The sequence below is a fragment of the Fluctibacter halophilus genome (assembly GCF_020687825.1).
Taxonomy (GTDB): domain Bacteria; phylum Pseudomonadota; class Gammaproteobacteria; order Enterobacterales; family Alteromonadaceae; genus Fluctibacter; species Fluctibacter halophilus.
This window is the reverse complement of record NZ_JAJEWP010000002.1, coordinates 314,078-331,320: the sequence shown is the minus strand read 5'-3', so window position 1 is coordinate 331,320 and position 17,243 is coordinate 314,078. Positions and strand designations below refer to the sequence as shown.

Here is a 17,243-nt window from a genome sequence, read left to right as displayed (position 1 = left end):
TTCAACCACAAGATGTAACAAAGTATTGGACCTGTAACAGCCTGCACTGGGCTTCATACTAGACCGCTAAGCGGATTATCGAGGCAGCGCTGCGACCAAATCACCGGATGATTCGTTGAAGGGTTGATTGAGCGCCAGCGGCGCAAAAAAAAGAGGCTGAGCCTTTGCAGACCGACAGCCTCATAATCCAGGAAACAATACACATTGTTAAATATGTATTCATCGGGTCACTACTCCGACAATCAAAGTTTAGCCAAAATACCGGCAGTTAGTAGTCGTATGTGACGAAAACCCACACTGGTGGGATCAGTGGGTAGGAGATTGAGAAAAACGGTCTTAACCTATAGAGCAGCGGTGCACATTCAGGTGCGAAGAGGGACTTACGGTGCTGCAGTGCCTATCTTGTCGGGGTAAACGCAGCGTGTCAAACTTGCCAACAGGCAACAAAAAAGGGGCTTGCGCCCCCTTTTTCATTACAACGAACCACTTAGCGTTTCGCCAGCATGTTATCGACATCCAGGTTGGCGCGCTTGGCCAACAGGTCGGCGGTCTTGGTGGCGTTGTTCGAAACCGCGAACTGATGGGCAGATTGGCCGTTACACATTAAATCATCTGCCACCGCACGATAGTTAACACGCGCCCGTTTAACCGCGCGCTTCAGGTCCAGCACGCTGCCGCTCTTCAGTGCTTTACAGATATTCACCAGGTTTTGTTCGGTTGATTCGTCATACTTCATGGTTGCCTGCGCCATCGCACTGGTACCTAAACTCAAGGTTGCTGCAATTGCTATGATTACTTTTTTCATGTCCTATCCCCTTACTGGAATCTCATCATCTTCATCGATGCGAACACCGTGTCCGCTCAGTGAGTAAGATAGGGTTTACCCCCCCAAAAGTTGTCTCGGTTTCGCTTTGTCGCGGTGAAATACGACCAAGCGACCAACGGCGGAAAAGTGCGATAAACAAACCGGGATTGCGGTGATTTGGTCGACAAAATGACATACTTTGTTACGTCCTGACCTGAGCAGACTCAGCGAAGAAGAACAGAAATGGGATGTTTTGTTGTTAAAAATGAGGTCGTAGCGCCGCAATTGAGCAGCAAAAAAAGGGGCAATTAGGGCAAATGTGGAACGTGCGGGTCAGCGCGATGGGATGACCCGCCTGATGTCAGTCTGAACAGTTAGAAGGTACTGTCCTGGTGCAAACGGATAAACAGTGGCGTACCCTGCTTGCTGTAATCGATTTTGTACTCTTTGCCGTTCATGGTTTGCACAAACAACAAGGTTTTTTCATCGCCGAACACTTCGCCCAGGGTGACATCCACCAGCTCCATGTCCATCATTTTGGCTTCGCGCTTATTATCAGGGATTTTACCCGAATACTCTTTCAACCCTTTGTGGGTTACCAGTACCGGGGGATTGTCTTCCCCATTGAGGATCAACAAATCCAACTTTCTGATTTTATGAATAAGCGTATTGCGACCGCTGGTCAGAAAGGCTTTCTCTTGCATTGTCGTCTCCGAATGGGCAAATGCCCTTACTAGCAAAATTCTTATTATGTTCAGGAAGATAACAGAGTTTTAATGACCTTGCACCTGCAAATTCCCTACTTGCTTCCCCTTGTCGTGCGCACGCTGACACTGCCACAAAGGGTGATTGTGCGTCTTTGAACGGTTAGTATATGTCACTTGATCAGTTCGTGGTACATTAAAGTCCCGTCATTCGTGGGATGGTGTTGCTGTACAGGTAAAGGAAGCGCTGTGAAAAAAGCTCTCATTGGTGGGTTTCTGGTGGTGCTGGCGATCGCCATTACGCCACTGCTTACCGGATATCAGGCTCGCCTGGCTCTGGGTCAGGGGGTAACCGCACTATCACAACAAACCCAGCTACACGCTGTCATCGACACTGTCGATGCGCAATGGCGCCACTCCTATCTTACGTTCAACGTCACGTTTTCGCTGTCTGGCGAAGAACCCCTCCATGTACCAGTAAAGGTTGACCTGCAGCATGGCCCGGTATTAAGTGACAGCGATATTGCCCTGAGCCGTGCAGTAATCACCGTTGATGGCGACCAACTGCGTGACACCTTGTTGTGGGACAAGCAATCAGCGCTGTATACATTGACCCTGACCCAGCGGCTGGACGGCAGCCTGAGCTGGCAAGACACCCTCGCGCCGTTTACCTTTTCGGATGACAGCAATGATACGACCCTGGCTTTCAGTGGCTACCAGGGCAGCGGGCGTAGCGAGCAGCAGACAACAACCTACCGAGGACATTCGGACGTTACCTATTTTCGTCAGCAGGAGACCTTACTGGCGCTGCGGGATATGAACCTGACGGGCTGGTTCGACAGTGACATGCCCCGCCTGCTGACCGGCGGCGTGGTTCCCGGTGAGTTCGTTGTGCAATTGGGTAAATTTGACCTGCAAGCGGACCCTGTCGTGCAAATTGATGGCTTGCAGTACGCAACCAGAGGCGATGTTGACATCAGCAGCGATCGTATCGACATGACCCTGGACATCAACGCCGACCGGGTCACCCTGGACCGTTATGAAATCACCGATATGGCATTGCAGGTTTCAGTTAAGAACCTGATGCAGGCCTTGTTCGACGCCCTCAAACAGCGCAATGCAGATGCGGCGCTTGTAGGCAACAGTCAACCGATGCAGGTTGACGGGCCACTGCGGGAGGCACTATTGCAGCAGTTGCAACGGGCACCGACCCTGGCCATACCGACCTTGACCATGAATCTGCCTGAGGGTCAGTTAAGCGCCAGTGGCAGTGCCACAGTCAAAGACGTCATCGCGCTGCCGCAACAGCAAGACATCGCCGCTTTCTGGTATCAGCACCTGGTTGCTGATGCGCAAATCACCACACGCTTACCCGTCGCCAGGGCTTTGGCTCGCCACTATGTGAAACATCAGATGGCACTGGCGATGAAGAACAGTGAGCAGCCCAGTGAAGCCCAATACGAAGGTATGCTGGCCTACAACACCCAGATGTTGCTGGATGGCCTGGTCCAGCAAGGCTTGCTGCAACGGGACGAAGAGAACATCAAAAGCGAATTTTCCCTGCAGGATGGTGAAGCGATTCTAAACGGGAATCGTATTCCCCTGCCCGCCCCATCGCCTGACTCGCCAACGGATGAACAATAAATCGCCAGTCGTAATCTGGTGGCTCGGCAACGGGTGACAAGGGCAATAAAACTGCTTATACTGCGCAGCGCTTGGCAGCCACACGAACGTGTGGCGTTCGCCGGCAGCATTTCTGCACATGGCCCTATAGCTCAGTTGGTTAGAGCATCCGACTCATAATCGGCAGGTCCCCTGTTCAAGTCAGGGTGGGGCCACCATTTTTTCTTTGTGAGATGAATATCTTGCAATCCCAAAGCAGCGATTCGCATTGACTTCAAGGTATCACACATCCCTGTGACCTGGTTCCAGTCTCGCCTTCCTGGCTCGCCGTAAATTGCTTAAGACGTGATGTTAAATCACGTCATGTGCCGAAGGCACACGCAATTTACCCCCTGTTCAAGTCAGGGTGGGGCCACCATTTTTTTCTTTGTGAGATGAATATCTTGCGATCCCAAACTGGCGCTTCGCATTGGCAATTGTAGCTGCATCCCTGCGGCCTTCCAGCCGCGACGTCCTGTCGCGTCGCTCATTCGCTTAAGCAGTGATTACCTATCACTGCTTATGACCTTCGGTCACCGCGCTTCGCCCCCTGTTCAAGTCAGGGTGGGGCCACCATTTTTTTCTTTGTGAGATGAATATCTTGCAATCCCAAACTGGCGGTTCGCATTGACTTCAAGGTGTCACACATCCCTGTGACCTGGTTCCAGTCTCGCCTTCCTGGCTCGCCGTAAATTGCTTAAGACGTGATGTCAAATCACGTCATGTGCCGAAGGCACACGCAATTTACCCCTACGGCCTTCCAACTCGGCCATCCACGGCCTCGCGTTCATCTCTCTTGGCGTGACGTTAAGTCACCCCTCGCCGCTTCGCGACCGAGCTTCACCCTGTCCCGTCGCTCGTTCGCTTACGCAGTGATTACCTATCACTGCTTATGACCTTCGGTCACCGCACTTCGCCCTCACTCGTTGCCGTTCCATTGAAAGGAATAAAACTTTCAAACTCACTTGAATTGTCTTCGCGAATCAGTGCAAAGTGGTCGTTCTAGACCACTCTATTGATTGAGAGAGAAAGGATGCTGTTCCTCGGATCTGTTGATGATAAATCAATTCAATACCCTAATGGCGGCCGTAGCCAGCCACCAAACATAGTCGAAAGAACAGTTTTGGTGAACCTGCTGTTCAATCACAAACCGTTGTTGGTTGAAGAAGGCTTTATACTAGCATCTGCAGAAGCACTGGATCCGGAAAACAGCTCACCCATTTATCTTCCGGCAATAAAGCATGGCCTCATTAAAGTCATCAGCCGCAATGGTGATATGGCGAATTACGCGAAAGCCAGACGCAAAGTCAAACATGTTGCACCACCTGATAATCAGGCCGGTAACACTTACTTACGCTTGTTGCAGCAAGCGTGTGAAAACACTGAAAACTACTACGATGGCAACGCATTTTTAACGTATCCACAGTCCAAAATCATTGACGAATTTACCTATTACCGTTTGCGCTCAATGTGTGATAACGATGAAATCGCCGGACTCATGGACGGTATTAACTTAGCATTACCACATACTTTTTTAGACGAATATGAACGTTGCTACCGATCGGGGAATGATGGTCAACAGTGGACCGCAAGAGCAGCTTGGGAAAAAACTGCGATGCACTACTATTCGGCCCAGCCGCATATCGTGCATTTTTTGATGATTAAAGCCAATCGAGAGCGACAGATCATTCGCGCTGCAGCCTCAGCCTATGTAAATAATATTGCGATATCTGTTGAAACTGGCTTTGACCCACTGCCCCATGATTTTGCTACACCATCAGGTGACGCTCCTCAGAAGCAGCCATTAAGACGTTCTTTGCCAGCTCCGGCAGTCAATATCGACGACTTGGTAGCCAATGCGAAAACCTTGTTTGCAGCCATCTCAGATCCAAAAACCAATCTCTTTCACTCGCGCAATACTTATCTGCAAATGATTAGCAAGCCAATCAATCAAATAGATGCAAATGCTTTGTCAACCGCAAGCCGTCGATATGAAGAAGACCTCTATAAAGACGGCATTAAGAAAACACCACTGGAAAATAGCGTCGTCAGGCCAGCCTTAGAACTGGGTTCCGGATATATCATCGGAGCCGCAGCAGAAAAACTATTGTCTGAAACCTACGCTGGGCTTAGCAAGGATCCCTCTCGTCTGAATGAGAAGCACGATCTGCAATTGCTGCAGTCAAAAGTCAGCCGGCGCACGTTGTTTGCAATGATTGGCGCAGCAACCGTTTTTGGTTGGGGTTATTTAAACAGTAAAATATCAGATAGCACCAGAACAGCGCTGAGAAGTGGGCGAATAGCGATGGAAGACAGTACTTACGAAACACTGTTGGAAGCGATGATGCAGTCTGGTGCAAAACAACAATTTCTGGATGTCGACGCGCAAACAGCCGCACATATGATAGGCTTGTGACATATCATCCATGCTGGGCACTTACATCAAAGGTCATTGTGAAATTGACTGAGCAACCGCGCGCCAACCCACATACAGCTGTGCTTCCCACGGCCAATGAATAAAAAATCAACATAATTGAGACAGGGATGCATAAACGTGTTACCGTGGTCGCCGTTAACTTAGTGCTACACCATCTCGATTCTACTTTCATTGACCCATTCTCCGTTCGATTCGATCCGTTTCAAGCCTGAATAGTTTATTTAAAGTCACTCGCTTTAGTCTGGTCCTACTTTGGCAGCGGCCGTTGGGGTCGCAACAATCTATTAATTATTCAGGAGTTATTTATGTCTACCACTACAGGTACTGTGAAATGGTTTGATGAAGGCAAAGGTTTTGGCTTCATTACACAAAACGACGGCGGCAAGGATGTTTTTGTACATTTTCGCGCCATTGCGTCTGAGGGTTACCGTACACTCAGTGAAGGCCAACAGGTTACGTTCGGTATTGAGCAAGGCCCTAAAGGCCCTCAAGCTGTGAACGTTGCTGTTAGCTAACACGTTACGACCCTATTCGGCCGGCAAGCTTTGCTGGCCTTATTTCCCCGCAACGCGACTATCTCTTCGTTCGACCAATCATTGGCAGCAGACGCCAAGCTATTAGAAACACTAAAAATAAGAATTTATGATTATGTCCTATACCATCAATGGTGCCCGCTTTCACAAAGCGCCGCCAATCAGCGACGTGTTTGTGAATAAAAACACCGTCGTCTTTACTGACCACAAAGGCCAGCAACGGGTTGCCTTGAACAACTCATCCCAGCGCGTAAAATTTTTACACTGGCTGGTGTCCTGAAGTTAAAGCCAAGACGAGTGCAATCAAAACTTTGCACACTGTTCACAGTGTCATCATCTTTATTGTCGATATGAAATGATCAGAGAAAATTAATTTGACCTTTTAATAACCAGCCTTTATCGTCCTTTTTGCACACAATGTGCATTTTTATTCTCTTATCATTAAGGACTATGATGAACAATTTTAAATCCACACTTGCCGCAGCCAGTCTAGTTTTCGCTTCTTCTGCTGCCTTGGCCAGCACTTCTACCATCGAAAGCTTTCACCAGGTCATGACCCATCCCGGCAATGGATCCGACATTTTCGTACAAGTAGATGTGGCTCAGATTGACGACGTAGACGTTTCAGGTTATGACCAATTCTACGCCAACGCCAGTGTGCAAGAGTTTCGCAGCCTTTCTTCAGGCCAACATCTGCTGAAATTAACCTGCCGGGTTTCACAAAGCGCAACCGTTCCTAGCGGTTCAGGTGGTCCCGATGCAATCTTTTCCACGGTGATTGAAGCCGGTCAGGACTATGAGTTGTATCCGCACGTCACACACGTGATAAGTGGCCCCTATGAGTGGGTATTGTGTAACCCAGGAATTAAAAAATCCAACTGATTCATTCATAAAGGTGTCATATGACACCTTTATTTTCTTACCTGACAATTGCATACTTCGATAGTATTAAACTGTCAACTTACCCGCCCTAACCCACCAAAATAAATACAAAATGATCACCTTAGTGATACCACTGACGGTGGCCAATAACATCAATGGCCAGCCTTGTGCCATGCCCAGCGACGCGGCAAAAGCCAGGGTAGATACATCCATGATCAGAATGTACAGGCTCATGCGTTTATCCAGCGCCCCGGTGTCCCCGGCACGGATCACGGTCAGTATCTGGTGCGCATAGCCCTGAGCGAGAATAACAGTCACCACGACCAATAAGGCAGTCATCAGGGTTTTGCCCTCATCCTGATAGTTGGATCCGAACAGACCAAATGCGATACCTGCCAGCAGCAGCGCCCCTGCCCCGGCAGCACAACCCAACGCCAGGGCTGAACGCCGGTCCCGCCAGATTTCAATCAGGATCAACCACATCAACAATGCCGCCATCAGACGCGGCCAGACGAGGAAGTGGTTAAATGGCACGGTAGCCATCCCGTAAATAAAAAAGCTGCAATAGGCCAGAAAACTGACCAGAAACTGGTTGTTTGACAGCAAATGGGTCGCCTGCACTTCCCCTGTAGCCCGCCGCAACCACACGGTACGCAGTTGCAAAAATATCCCCATCACACTGAAAATCACCAAAGCGGCATTCACCATACCAAGTCCATGCGTCCACATAACGTCGTTCCTGAATTATATTTTGTCGACAATATACTAGAGTTATTGTCAAATATCGGCTTTAATTGCTGAATAACCATTATTTATGTCGACAATATAATGATTCGCAAACACAAACAGCAACCTGTGGCGGTGGTCACCGGGGGAAGTCGGGGCATTGGTGCTGCGACTGCCATCGCGCTGGCCGATGCAGGCTACGCCGTGTGCATCCACTACCGCAACAATGATGCAGCGGCGCAAAAGACCATAGCGGCCATCCGTGACAACAACGGACACTGCATTGCCGTAAAAGGTGATATTGGTGTGCAAAGCGACGTAGCCGCTCTGTTTACAACCGCCTCAGAATCGCTGGGTCCGATAACGGCGGTGGTCAATAACGCAGCCGTCTTATCTACCCAAACGGACATGCTCGGTATCACTGCCGAGCGCCTCGCCAATACTGTACAGACCAATCTGATGGGTACTTTTTACTGTTGCCAACAAGCTGTCCGACACATGTCGACCCGATTTGGGCACAGCGGTGGCAGTATCGTGAATGTCTCATCGCTGGCAGCGCGTACCGGCGCACCCAACGAGTATATCGACTATGCTGCCTCAAAAGGCGCGGTCGATACCCTGACCAAGGGCCTCGCCAAAGAGGTCGCCGCTCAGGGGATCCGGGTCAATGGGGTCAGGCCCGCGTACATCGATACCGATATGCATGCCGATGGTGGCGAGCCGGGACGCGTGGCTCGCGTTGCGCCCACCATTCCGCTGCAGCGTGGCGGCACACCGCAAGACGTGGCCAATGCCATCGTCTGGTTACTCAGCGACAAGGCAGCCTTTATTAACGGCGAATTGCTTGATGTGGCAGGCGGTCTGCCATAACCACCATCCGGTGCGTAACAGTTGGCAACAGGTACATTTGTGATTAAGGTGGAAGAAAAAACACGGATCTCACGATGAAGCTACGGGCCTTTCTGACCGCTCTTGCCTCCAACTGGAAGGACTTAATCCTGTTGGTATTGGGTATCTACCTCGCTCTGTGGATGGAAAACACCGTCCAGAGCTGGGAAAACGATGACAAACGGCGGGACTACCTGTATCGCCTGAGTGTGGATTTGCAGCAGGATGCGGAAATGCTGGCACGCCTCAACGGGCTGTTGGAAGATAAATTACAATACATGATGAGTCGCATCGAAATCCTGACCCGGGCGGATTTTGATCTGGCCAATCGCGAGGATGAGGAGGTTTTACTCGCCGCTGCCGACATGGCCAACAACTACCATTTCTTTACCCCGCAAGATTTCACCTTGCTGTCCATGCGGGAAAGTGGCGACTTTAAATTGCTGCGCAACGAAACCCTCAAAAGAGATCTCCTTAAGTTGCACGCCCGCTACCGCGAATTGGACAACTTGCAACAGAACTATATCCAGGGTCTGGATGATGAGTTTATTCCCTTGTGGATCCGCAGCATCGATTTACTCAACAACCGGGTGGCCGATCGGGAACTGATGGACACCCCGCTGTTCATCAACATGATGCTATTTGCCGTGAATGAAACCAGCAACCGTCAACGGTATGTTGAAAAATTGCTTCAGCACGCTGAAAAACTGTCTCAGCAACTGCTGGCGGCGAGCGGCCGAACACCGCCAGCGACCAGCGCCGAACCCTAGTCGGTTGTTATTACATGACCTGTTGCCGCTGTAAAATGAACGGGCGAGCCACTGCCACACTGGCTTGTCCAAAATCCCAGAACACCTCGGTATTGGCGTTAATGTTCACCGCCACTGCCATGTTGTAGGCCGGGATCACCATCAGCCAGCTCTGTGAACCACGGGATACACCGCCGTGGTTGGCCACCAACAATTCACCGATACCTTCGCCAAAGTCTATTTTCAACACTCGCCAACCAATCGCGTAGTACTGCTCGTTAACTTCACCATTGTTGAGGTGTTGGGGCGTCCAGAACATTTCCCGTACATCGGCCGGTATAAAGTGGTCATCCGCAAACCCCATCCCCAACTTAACCAGATCGGATGGCGTGGACACGAACCCACCACCGGCCAGCCGGTGGCTCAGATCCACTGGCCGCCAGGGCCTTACACAAGGAAGGGATTCATCATTGCGCCAGTAAAATGTTGCCTGTTGCGGGCTTGCCTTGCCCATTGGCGGTTCCGGCCCCGTACTGTCCATCCCCAGCGGTGCCAGCACGCGCTCATGCATCGCGTCCTGAAAAGGTTTCCCACCTGCCGATTGCATTGCCGCGCTTAGCAAAACGGTGCCAAGACTCGAGTAACTAAAATCCTCTCCCGGTTCAAACAACACCTCGCTATCGTCAAACAAAGTTACTGCCTCGTTGACGTTTTCATAGCGGGTGTCCAGGGCCATAAATTTGTACACCCCATACCTCTCGGTACTCTCCCCATAGTGAGGCAAACCCGCCATGTGTGAAGCCAGCTGTCGCGGTGTGATTGCTTGCCAGGCTGGGTTAGGTACCACGTCCATCAGTGACGATAGCGGCTCATCCAGGGTCAGATCACCGCCATCCACCATCCGCGCCAACAGCGTCGAGGTCAGGGCTTTGGACGTGCTGCCGATGCGAAACTGTGTATTTCCTGACACCGCCCGACCTTCTTCAATATCGGCCCAACCGGCGCCGCCACGCCATACAACACTTCCCTCAATGGCCACAGCCGCTGAAATACCGGGACTGTTGATCCGCGCCCGGTGTTGTTGCAGCGCCTGAACGGCATTGCTGCCCGCCGTCTCCAACGAAGGTTCGAATACCTGATTGAATTCAGGTGGATTGTCGGGGATGGTTTGCCAGCCCCAGGGAAGCATGGGCACCGCATCCCGGTGGGCAAAAAATTGATATACCGGCCAGCCGTAGCTGACTGTAGCGACCACCAGCAGGATCGCAATGAATAACATAACGTGACGCATAGCACTCTCTTAACAACAAATAATGAGAGGCAGACACTACGTCACGACTGCTGTGAAGGTCTTATCACATCTGAAAAACACTGATCATTTTTGAAATCGATCACGATATGCACGTGGCGTATCACCCATATTGTGCTTAAACGCCCGATTAAAGGGGGCAATCGAATTGAACCCCGCCTCCAACGCGATGGTCAGAATCGGCACGCCGGATTGAGAGGGATCCTTGAGCACTTCGCACACCGCCGGGATGCGATAGCTGTTGATAAAATGGGTGAAATTGTCAAAGCCCAGTTCATTGTTGATCACTTTACGTAGTTGGTGGGCCGGCACATCGAGTTGTTCGGCCAGAGCGCTTACCGACAATCCGTTTTGTCGATACGCCCCTTCAGCCATGTGTTTATGCAAGCGCACGGCCAAGGGACTCTGCGACGGGCTTGTAGCATCAGGTGACGGGTTATCTTGCCGCACATCAGACCCAGATGCTGCTTCTGAAATCTTAAGGGCCGGGTGCAACACCCGATAGGTGATCACGGTACTGATACACAACGCCACGGCACTGTTGATAAGGCTGAATAACCAATGATCTTTAACCCCCAACAGGGTCAGTTCAAACAGGGTCAGTACCGCCATGTAACAGCTGATCCCGGCAATCACCACCAGACGCCAGCGGCGACGCGCTTCAACCAGGTCATCCGCTAAGCCCCTGACCGCGTCAATCAATACGTATACCAGTACCGCAAATGACACTACATGGTGGATGTCATGATAATCACCACGACCGGCAAAGATCAGGAAGAACACGCACACCCAGGCTAACCATAGTGCGGCCAGGCACCACAGCCACGCAGGTAAGGCTGAAAAACGAATGGCGCCGTGCACATGGGTCCAATACGCACCAAACAACGCGACGGTGGTCAGATCGGTCAGCAACAGCAACGGCGGACGCAGCACGCCGTAATGTACATTGTCAATCGGTGCGGTCAGCAGCAGATAGGCCATTGAGCAGACGATCGCCGCCATATCCCAATACTGCCGCTGATGAGTCAGTCGCAGAAGCAAACCAAGTAGCACCCCAACCGCGCTGAAGCGAAAAAACAGGTCAACGATGTGTACACCGGACAACAGGATGTCTGCTTGCATGGACTCAGGTAAACAAAAACTTTGCAGCGATGATACGGATTACCACAGCACGGGTAAAGGCAGCATCGCTTTTAACATCATCAACCGGTATGGGTGGTCACCACATCATCATGGCACCTTCACCAGACTGCTGGGCGTAATACAAACGAATACGCAGCAGATAGCGACGCCCGCGAAACAAGCGTACCTGGATGCGGGCGTTAAAGTCAGTGCCACTGTCATCGTCACCGGCGTAGAAAATGTCTTCGCCGTCCATCTGCTCGAACAACACCATCACCGTGTCCATGTTGCCAAAGGTTTGTACGGTGTATTGTCGGCTGACGTCCGGCGTGATCATAAAGTCAATCTGCTCACCACTGCCAATTTGAATACGCTGTGATTCCCACGGTCGTAACTCAGGCAGGGTTGGTTGTAGGGGCGGGTAAAAGCGCAGCGCTTCGGCAATATCCCGCGCTGAAAACCCGTTTGCCGGTAGCAATGGCTGGCTGCGGTATTGTGAGGGTTGCAGGATCAAGCCCTGTGGAAACTGATAGTGCATGATAGAGTCCCTATCCCATTCAGAACCATCGGTTTCCCACGGTTTAAGCTTACGCAGAATATTGTGGCGGGTTTTTTCCGCATTCCAGAAATTCGGCGCGCCAGCAAAATAGTCCAGCACCGCTTGTTCATCCCACACAATGCCGGCATTCGGATTCTGATGCTCATGGGAAAAACCCAGCGCATGACCGATTTCGTGCAATGCTGTGTCGCGACCATAGGGCGTGGTCAAATCCCAGCCGAAATTCATGGTGCGTTCTCGTGGATCGGTGGCATAGTCGACGTTGTCCCGCCCGACATAGGACCAGGAGCCGGCCCCGCCTTCAAAGCCAATGCGCAGCATCGCTTCTCTGGGCTCATTGACTTCCCGGAATTCCAAACCAATACCAAGGCCTTTCCATTGAGCAAAGGCAGCACGCACGGCTTCTTTTTGTCCGTCAGCCCCCTGCCAGGTTGCCGGTTGATCTAAAAAACAGTAACGAATGACCGTTCCGTTTACCCATTTTTTCTCTGTTACCCGTATCAGTCCGGCGCGGTGTTCATTGACGTGAGTATCCAGTGGACGGTTGGGCATTTCCTTTACTGCGCATAAGGGCTGTGCGCCCGCCTGGGGAGGTGTTTGATTGCTGCTCGTTTTGTTACTGGCCATGGCATAGGTCTCCTGTGGTGAAAGTGCCAAAGGCGTTGTATTACGTTGAAGACCGCACGTAATACGCATGTGGGATCAATATTTCTGGCAACGACGCCATAGCAAAATTTGCGCGTTGTACAATGCTCCAAACAGCGTTACGGAGCAAACCAGCGGCGGTGTAAAAACGACCTGAGCTAATAGGTCATGCACCCTTCGAGTGGCCTGTTGCTAAACAATACGTGTTGCCGCAACGGACTTTCTCCCGCCAGCGGCGGTCGATACAAAGCCTTAAAAAGCAGCTGAATTATGTTGCGAATAAATGTGGCTGGCGGGCTGTGTGGCAAATCGACGCAACAGGGATGCAAATAATGGCTGGCCAATCAGTCTATCCCACTGATGGATCACATCCTGAAGGGTTGTGTCATTCAGACGACAGCATGCAACATACTGTTTCACCAACGCGGGTAACGTAGTGTTATGCCGCTCTCGCAGTTGTTTATCGGCCAGGATGAAAAACCAGGCGGCGGCCCAATAGCCAGACTTGTAGCGCCGCTCGGCAAACCGTTGCTCGATCATCGACAATGCACTCTCCTGGCGCTGATATCCGGCCCAATGCCCTGACAATTTGCGCCAATAGGCCTCGCCTGGCGATACATCAAGGGTGCCAGCACTCGCCATGATGGGATACTGCATAAAACTGGCAAAGCCTTCTGCGAACCAACGGTTTCTGCTGCCCAGGTAAGGCAGCGCGAGGTGAGCAAATTCGTGATACGCCGTCCAGTCATGCTCAAAGGCTCGACGTGGAAATCGGGTATCCACATAAAAATGCACCGCCTGACCATCCTCACGCCAGGTGTTAGCCCAGGGAACGGGTTCGTTACCTCGACGGGGGTGAAGGTGCACAGTGACGGCAAACGGAAAACTGCCCACAACCTGCTCAGTGGCCATCGTGGCCGTATTCAGCCAGGCCTGCAAATCCTGCTGTTGAGTATCATCAAAACGTGCGAGCCCACGTACATTCAACGGATAATCAACCTGCACATTGCCCTGTGGCAATGCGACAGCGGGCGTAAGCATCATTATCGACATACACACTACCAACCAAACTACGCTATTCACACCACGCTCCTGTTCTGACCTTAAACAGCTTGACCGGCTGAGTCAGCCAATTCTTACTAAAGAACAGGAAGCGATTCTGGTAAACCCAATTGCGGCCAAAACAACAAAGCGCGCGACACTTACCGCCAGGATCAGGCCGCCATTGGAACTGTGTGGGCAGCACTTTGCAGCGCTTGCATGATGATGTCACAGGCCTGAACGGACTTGCGATCCCGGGGGTAATACACCTTTTCCAACACCTGTCCGTGTTCGTCCACCACCGCACACAACAAACGACTTTGCTTATAAACTGCCGTGAAGCGGTGTAAATACACGGTGCGATCCTGAGATTGGCGACCAATCGCCTGCAAAATACAGTGGGGCAACCCCATGCGTAACGCACGGGGGTCCCGTCCTGTTAGCGGAGTAATCTGTTGCAGTGGGTTATCTGTGTCAGCTTGTAGCGAGATCCCCCATTTGGCAATGCAGTTGTCCAGTGCTTTGATTCCGGTACGCATCGGTCACCTCCATACTGTTTATATACACAGTATACTGTATGATTATCCAGTATCAAGTAAAAATGTTTACTTTTTGTTCATCACAGGCCTGGCGCATTGCCCTCTGTTGCAACCATCACCGGGGAAACGCGCACGAAGATGCCCGTTTCTGTATTGATTAAGTGTCGTTAAGTTACTATGCTGAGTGACTATTTTGACCATTGCGCTGTTTGGATAACTTACCTGACAACCGTAGCAACGATGCAGTCCCGCTAACATGAAGAAGAATAAACTCACCCTTAAAGACGTTGCCCAGCAGCTCGGCGTTTCCACTGCCACCATTTCCAATGCGTTCAACCGTCCGGATCAATTATCCGCCTCACGCCGCCAGGAAATTCTCACCGCCTGTGAGCGGATCGGTTACCACGGTCCCAACAAAGCAGCACAAATCTTGCGTAAGGGGCACTCAAACATTGTTGCCCTGGTACTGGCGGACAGCATCGAATACATTGTCAGTGATCCGGTCGCCAGCACCCTGATCAAAGGGGTCTCAAGCGTACTGCAGGCCCACGGTAAACATCTGCTGTTGTATGCCGGTGACGCCCAGTCAATTCGCGACGTAGTAGATTTTGTTGATGGGTTTATTTGTTATGGCGCGCCCCGAAACGTGCAACTGGCAGAAGAAATCAATCAGCAGGATAAACCGGTCGTTACGGTCGACTTCAACCTGCCGGGGCGGCCCGCAATCAATATCGATAATCAGCAAGCTGCCTATGATATTGCCCGCAAAGCACTGAATAAAGATGACAAAGTGGCGATCCTGGGCTTGCGCCTGATCGATGCCCCCACGACATGCCGTATCTACGACAGTCCGTTGTTTGAGGAAGATCGCTCGATTTCCCATCGTCGCCTGGATGGCTACCTGCGCGCGATTGAAGAAGCCGGATTAACCATCAGCAATGACTGGATTTGGCACATCCCCGAAAGTGGTGGTAAGTACTCCCGTCAAGCCGCACAGGAAGTGCTCAACAGCGCACCGCGCCCGACCACGATATTGTGCATGAGTGACATCATTGCGTTGGAGGTCCTGCAGTGTGCCTTGAGCATGGGCATCAAGGTGCCACAGGAGCTGAAAATTACCGGGTTTGATGGTATCGATGAAGCCGCCCGAACCCGCCCCTATCTGACCACTGTCTGTCAGTCCAGTGTCGATAAAGGCAAGGCCGCAGCACAGTTGTTGCTGGCAGGCGATACCAACAGCCAGCAACTTCCCTATGTATTAAAAAAGGGCGAAACCTGCTGACTCACTGCTCGCCGGCCCGTGCACGCAGTGCAATTGGCAGACGTACAACCCCTGATAGCAACACATGCAACACCACGATCAGCGCTAACACCTGGCAATAGGTCACAAAGGGTATGATGGACAGCGGCGAAATAGACAGCGCGGCCCCAAGCAGCAATACCTGCGCACCGTAGGGCAATAACCCCTGCACACAACAGGCAAAGATATCCAACATGCTGGCGCTTTTTGCGCGACTGACGCCGCCCTGCTGTGCGATATCACGCGCAGCATCACCACTGACCAATATGGCCACGGTATTGTTGGCCACACACACATTGGCCAGGGCAGACAATCCGCCAATCACCAACGTTGACGCGCGGGATTTACCCAGCGGCAAGCGCTGGACAATACTGCTGAGGCGCTCAACCAGCCAGGTCACGCCCCCCTGGGAAGCGACCAGCGCAAACAAACCACCGAGCAGCAACGACAACAAAAATATGTCCTGCATGCCGGTAATGCCCTGATACGTGTCGCTCACCACCTGGTCCAAGGCATAGTCGCCGACCCACACACCGAGGATGACGCACGCCAGCCAGCCACTTGCCAGCACCACAAACACATTTACCCGGCACACCGCGAGTACAAGCACCAACACATAGGGCAAAGCCAGCAGCCCATTTGTGGCGTCGGCCAAAGGCGGCTTTGCCGGCTGCTCCAGAGCACTCAACACCAACAACACGATACATGCCGCAGGCAGCGCCAGACGCAGGTTGGTGCGCCACTTCTCGGCCATATTTGCCCCCTGGGTGCGGGTTGCGGCGATGGTGGTGTCAGAGATCACTGACAAATTGTCACCAAACATGGCACCACTGAGCAGAATGCCGGCCATCAGCGGCGCAGACATTTCGGTCGTCTGAACAATGCCCAAACCGATGGGCGCCAATGCAGCCAGGGTCCCCATCGACGTTCCCATCGCCGTCGCCAACAGGGCACTGAGTAAAAACAATCCCGATAACATCGCCCAGTCCGGCAGCACAGACAAACCAAACTGAACTGCTGCATCCACCCCACCGGTCTGACGGGCCAGTTCTGAAAACGCCCCAGCCATCAGATAAATCAGGCACATGGTGATGATATTAGTGTGTCCCATACCATTGATCAGGGTATCCAAACGGCGCTGCAACGGGCCTCGGGCCAGCCAAAGACTCAATGCAATGGCCGGTATCACCGCAATGGGGGCAGGCAGTTGGTAAAAGCCGTATTCGACACCTTGCGCCTCAAAATACAATCCACTACCCAGAAAAAGCAGCAAAAACAGTAAGATGGGCAACAGTGAAATAGCCTTACGCGCTGACAAAGGGGTCAGAGATAGCACAAAAAA

At 51.8% G+C, this 17,243-nt stretch carries 17 protein-coding genes and 1 tRNA gene; 9 read left to right on the top strand and 9 right to left on the bottom strand.

Going from position 1 to position 17,243, the window contains the following annotated elements; translation table 11 throughout:
• Positions 1-487: 487 nt before the first annotated feature.
• Positions 488-805 carry a DUF3718 domain-containing protein gene (locus tag LJ739_RS10220; protein ID WP_229160138.1) on the bottom strand — a complete coding sequence of 106 codons (318 nt, stop codon included), beginning with the start codon at positions 803-805 and terminating at the stop codon, positions 488-490.
• A 374-nt stretch (positions 806-1,179) separates the two neighbouring features.
• Positions 1,180-1,509 carry a hypothetical protein gene (locus LJ739_RS10215; RefSeq protein ID WP_229160136.1) on the bottom strand — a complete coding sequence of 110 codons (330 nt, stop codon included), beginning with the start codon at positions 1,507-1,509 and terminating at the stop codon, positions 1,180-1,182.
• Between the two features lie 249 nt (positions 1,510-1,758).
• Here LJ739_RS10215 and LJ739_RS10210 point away from each other — a divergent pair, with 249 nt between their 5' ends.
• From LJ739_RS10210 to LJ739_RS10185, 6 genes are all read left to right on the top strand, one after another.
• Entirely contained in the window at positions 1,759-3,153 is a 1,395-nt protein-coding gene (locus tag LJ739_RS10210; RefSeq protein ID WP_229160134.1) for a DUF945 family protein, read from the top strand.
• Between the two features lie 120 nt (positions 3,154-3,273).
• Positions 3,274-3,350, top strand: a tRNA-Ile gene (locus LJ739_RS10205).
• A gap of 854 nt (positions 3,351-4,204) precedes the next feature.
• Positions 4,205-5,587 (top strand): hypothetical protein, encoded by a 1,383-nt coding sequence (locus LJ739_RS10200; protein WP_229160132.1) that lies wholly within the window; start codon positions 4,205-4,207, stop codon positions 5,585-5,587.
• A 326-nt stretch (positions 5,588-5,913) separates the two neighbouring features.
• Positions 5,914-6,123 (top strand): transcription antiterminator/RNA stability regulator CspE, encoded by a 210-nt coding sequence (gene cspE, locus LJ739_RS10195; protein ID WP_229160129.1) that lies wholly within the window; start codon positions 5,914-5,916, stop codon positions 6,121-6,123.
• Between the two features lie 133 nt (positions 6,124-6,256).
• Entirely contained in the window at positions 6,257-6,421 is a 165-nt protein-coding gene (locus LJ739_RS10190) for a hypothetical protein (protein WP_229160127.1), read from the top strand.
• 173 nt (positions 6,422-6,594) lie between these two features.
• The gene (locus LJ739_RS10185; RefSeq protein ID WP_229160125.1) at positions 6,595-7,023 is read left to right on the top strand and encodes a hypothetical protein; all 429 of its coding nucleotides are present in this window, start codon (positions 6,595-6,597) and stop codon (positions 7,021-7,023) included.
• A gap of 66 nt (positions 7,024-7,089) precedes the next feature.
• Here LJ739_RS10185 and LJ739_RS10180 read toward each other — a convergent pair whose 3' ends face one another.
• Positions 7,090-7,752: a hypothetical protein gene (locus tag LJ739_RS10180; protein WP_229160123.1), complete on the bottom strand. Its 663-nt coding sequence runs from the start codon at positions 7,750-7,752 to the stop codon at positions 7,090-7,092.
• 99 nt (positions 7,753-7,851) lie between these two features.
• Here LJ739_RS10180 and LJ739_RS10175 point away from each other — a divergent pair, with 99 nt between their 5' ends.
• Both LJ739_RS10175 and LJ739_RS10170 read left to right on the top strand, forming a co-directional pair.
• Positions 7,852-8,619: an SDR family oxidoreductase gene (locus LJ739_RS10175; RefSeq protein ID WP_229160121.1), complete on the top strand. Its 768-nt coding sequence runs from the start codon at positions 7,852-7,854 to the stop codon at positions 8,617-8,619.
• Between the two features lie 74 nt (positions 8,620-8,693).
• Entirely contained in the window at positions 8,694-9,407 is a 714-nt protein-coding gene (locus LJ739_RS10170) for a hypothetical protein (protein ID WP_229160118.1), read from the top strand.
• Between the two features lie 10 nt (positions 9,408-9,417).
• Here LJ739_RS10170 and LJ739_RS10165 read toward each other — a convergent pair whose 3' ends face one another.
• The 5 genes from LJ739_RS10165 to LJ739_RS10145 all read right to left on the bottom strand — a co-directional run bounded on the left by LJ739_RS10165 (position 9,418) and on the right by LJ739_RS10145 (position 14,601).
• Positions 9,418-10,677: a serine hydrolase domain-containing protein gene (locus tag LJ739_RS10165; protein ID WP_229160117.1), complete on the bottom strand. Its 1,260-nt coding sequence runs from the start codon at positions 10,675-10,677 to the stop codon at positions 9,418-9,420.
• An 84-nt stretch (positions 10,678-10,761) separates the two neighbouring features.
• Positions 10,762-11,817, bottom strand: coding sequence for an AraC family transcriptional regulator (locus tag LJ739_RS10160; RefSeq protein ID WP_229160115.1), 1,056 nt, complete (start codon positions 11,815-11,817; stop codon positions 10,762-10,764).
• A gap of 97 nt (positions 11,818-11,914) precedes the next feature.
• A complete protein-coding gene (locus LJ739_RS10155) occupies positions 11,915-13,003 on the bottom strand; it encodes a M12 family metallopeptidase (RefSeq protein ID WP_229160112.1) in 1,089 nt (362 codons plus the stop codon).
• Positions 13,004-13,273: 270 nt separating this feature from the next.
• On the bottom strand, positions 13,274-14,104 hold the full coding sequence (locus tag LJ739_RS10150) for a hypothetical protein (RefSeq protein ID WP_229160110.1): 831 nt from the start codon (positions 14,102-14,104) through the stop codon (positions 13,274-13,276).
• Between the two features lie 131 nt (positions 14,105-14,235).
• Positions 14,236-14,601 carry a hypothetical protein gene (locus LJ739_RS10145; RefSeq protein WP_229160108.1) on the bottom strand — a complete coding sequence of 122 codons (366 nt, stop codon included), beginning with the start codon at positions 14,599-14,601 and terminating at the stop codon, positions 14,236-14,238.
• A gap of 256 nt (positions 14,602-14,857) precedes the next feature.
• Between LJ739_RS10145 and LJ739_RS10140 the strand changes: the two genes are divergently transcribed.
• Positions 14,858-15,883, top strand: coding sequence for a LacI family DNA-binding transcriptional regulator (locus LJ739_RS10140; RefSeq protein WP_229160106.1), 1,026 nt, complete (start codon positions 14,858-14,860; stop codon positions 15,881-15,883).
• A gap of 1 nt (position 15,884) precedes the next feature.
• Here the strand turns inward: LJ739_RS10140 and LJ739_RS10135 are convergent, their stop codons facing one another.
• Positions 15,885-17,237 carry a Na+/H+ antiporter NhaC family protein gene (locus LJ739_RS10135; RefSeq protein ID WP_229160104.1) on the bottom strand — a complete coding sequence of 451 codons (1,353 nt, stop codon included), beginning with the start codon at positions 17,235-17,237 and terminating at the stop codon, positions 15,885-15,887.
• Positions 17,238-17,243: the final 6 nt, after the last annotated feature.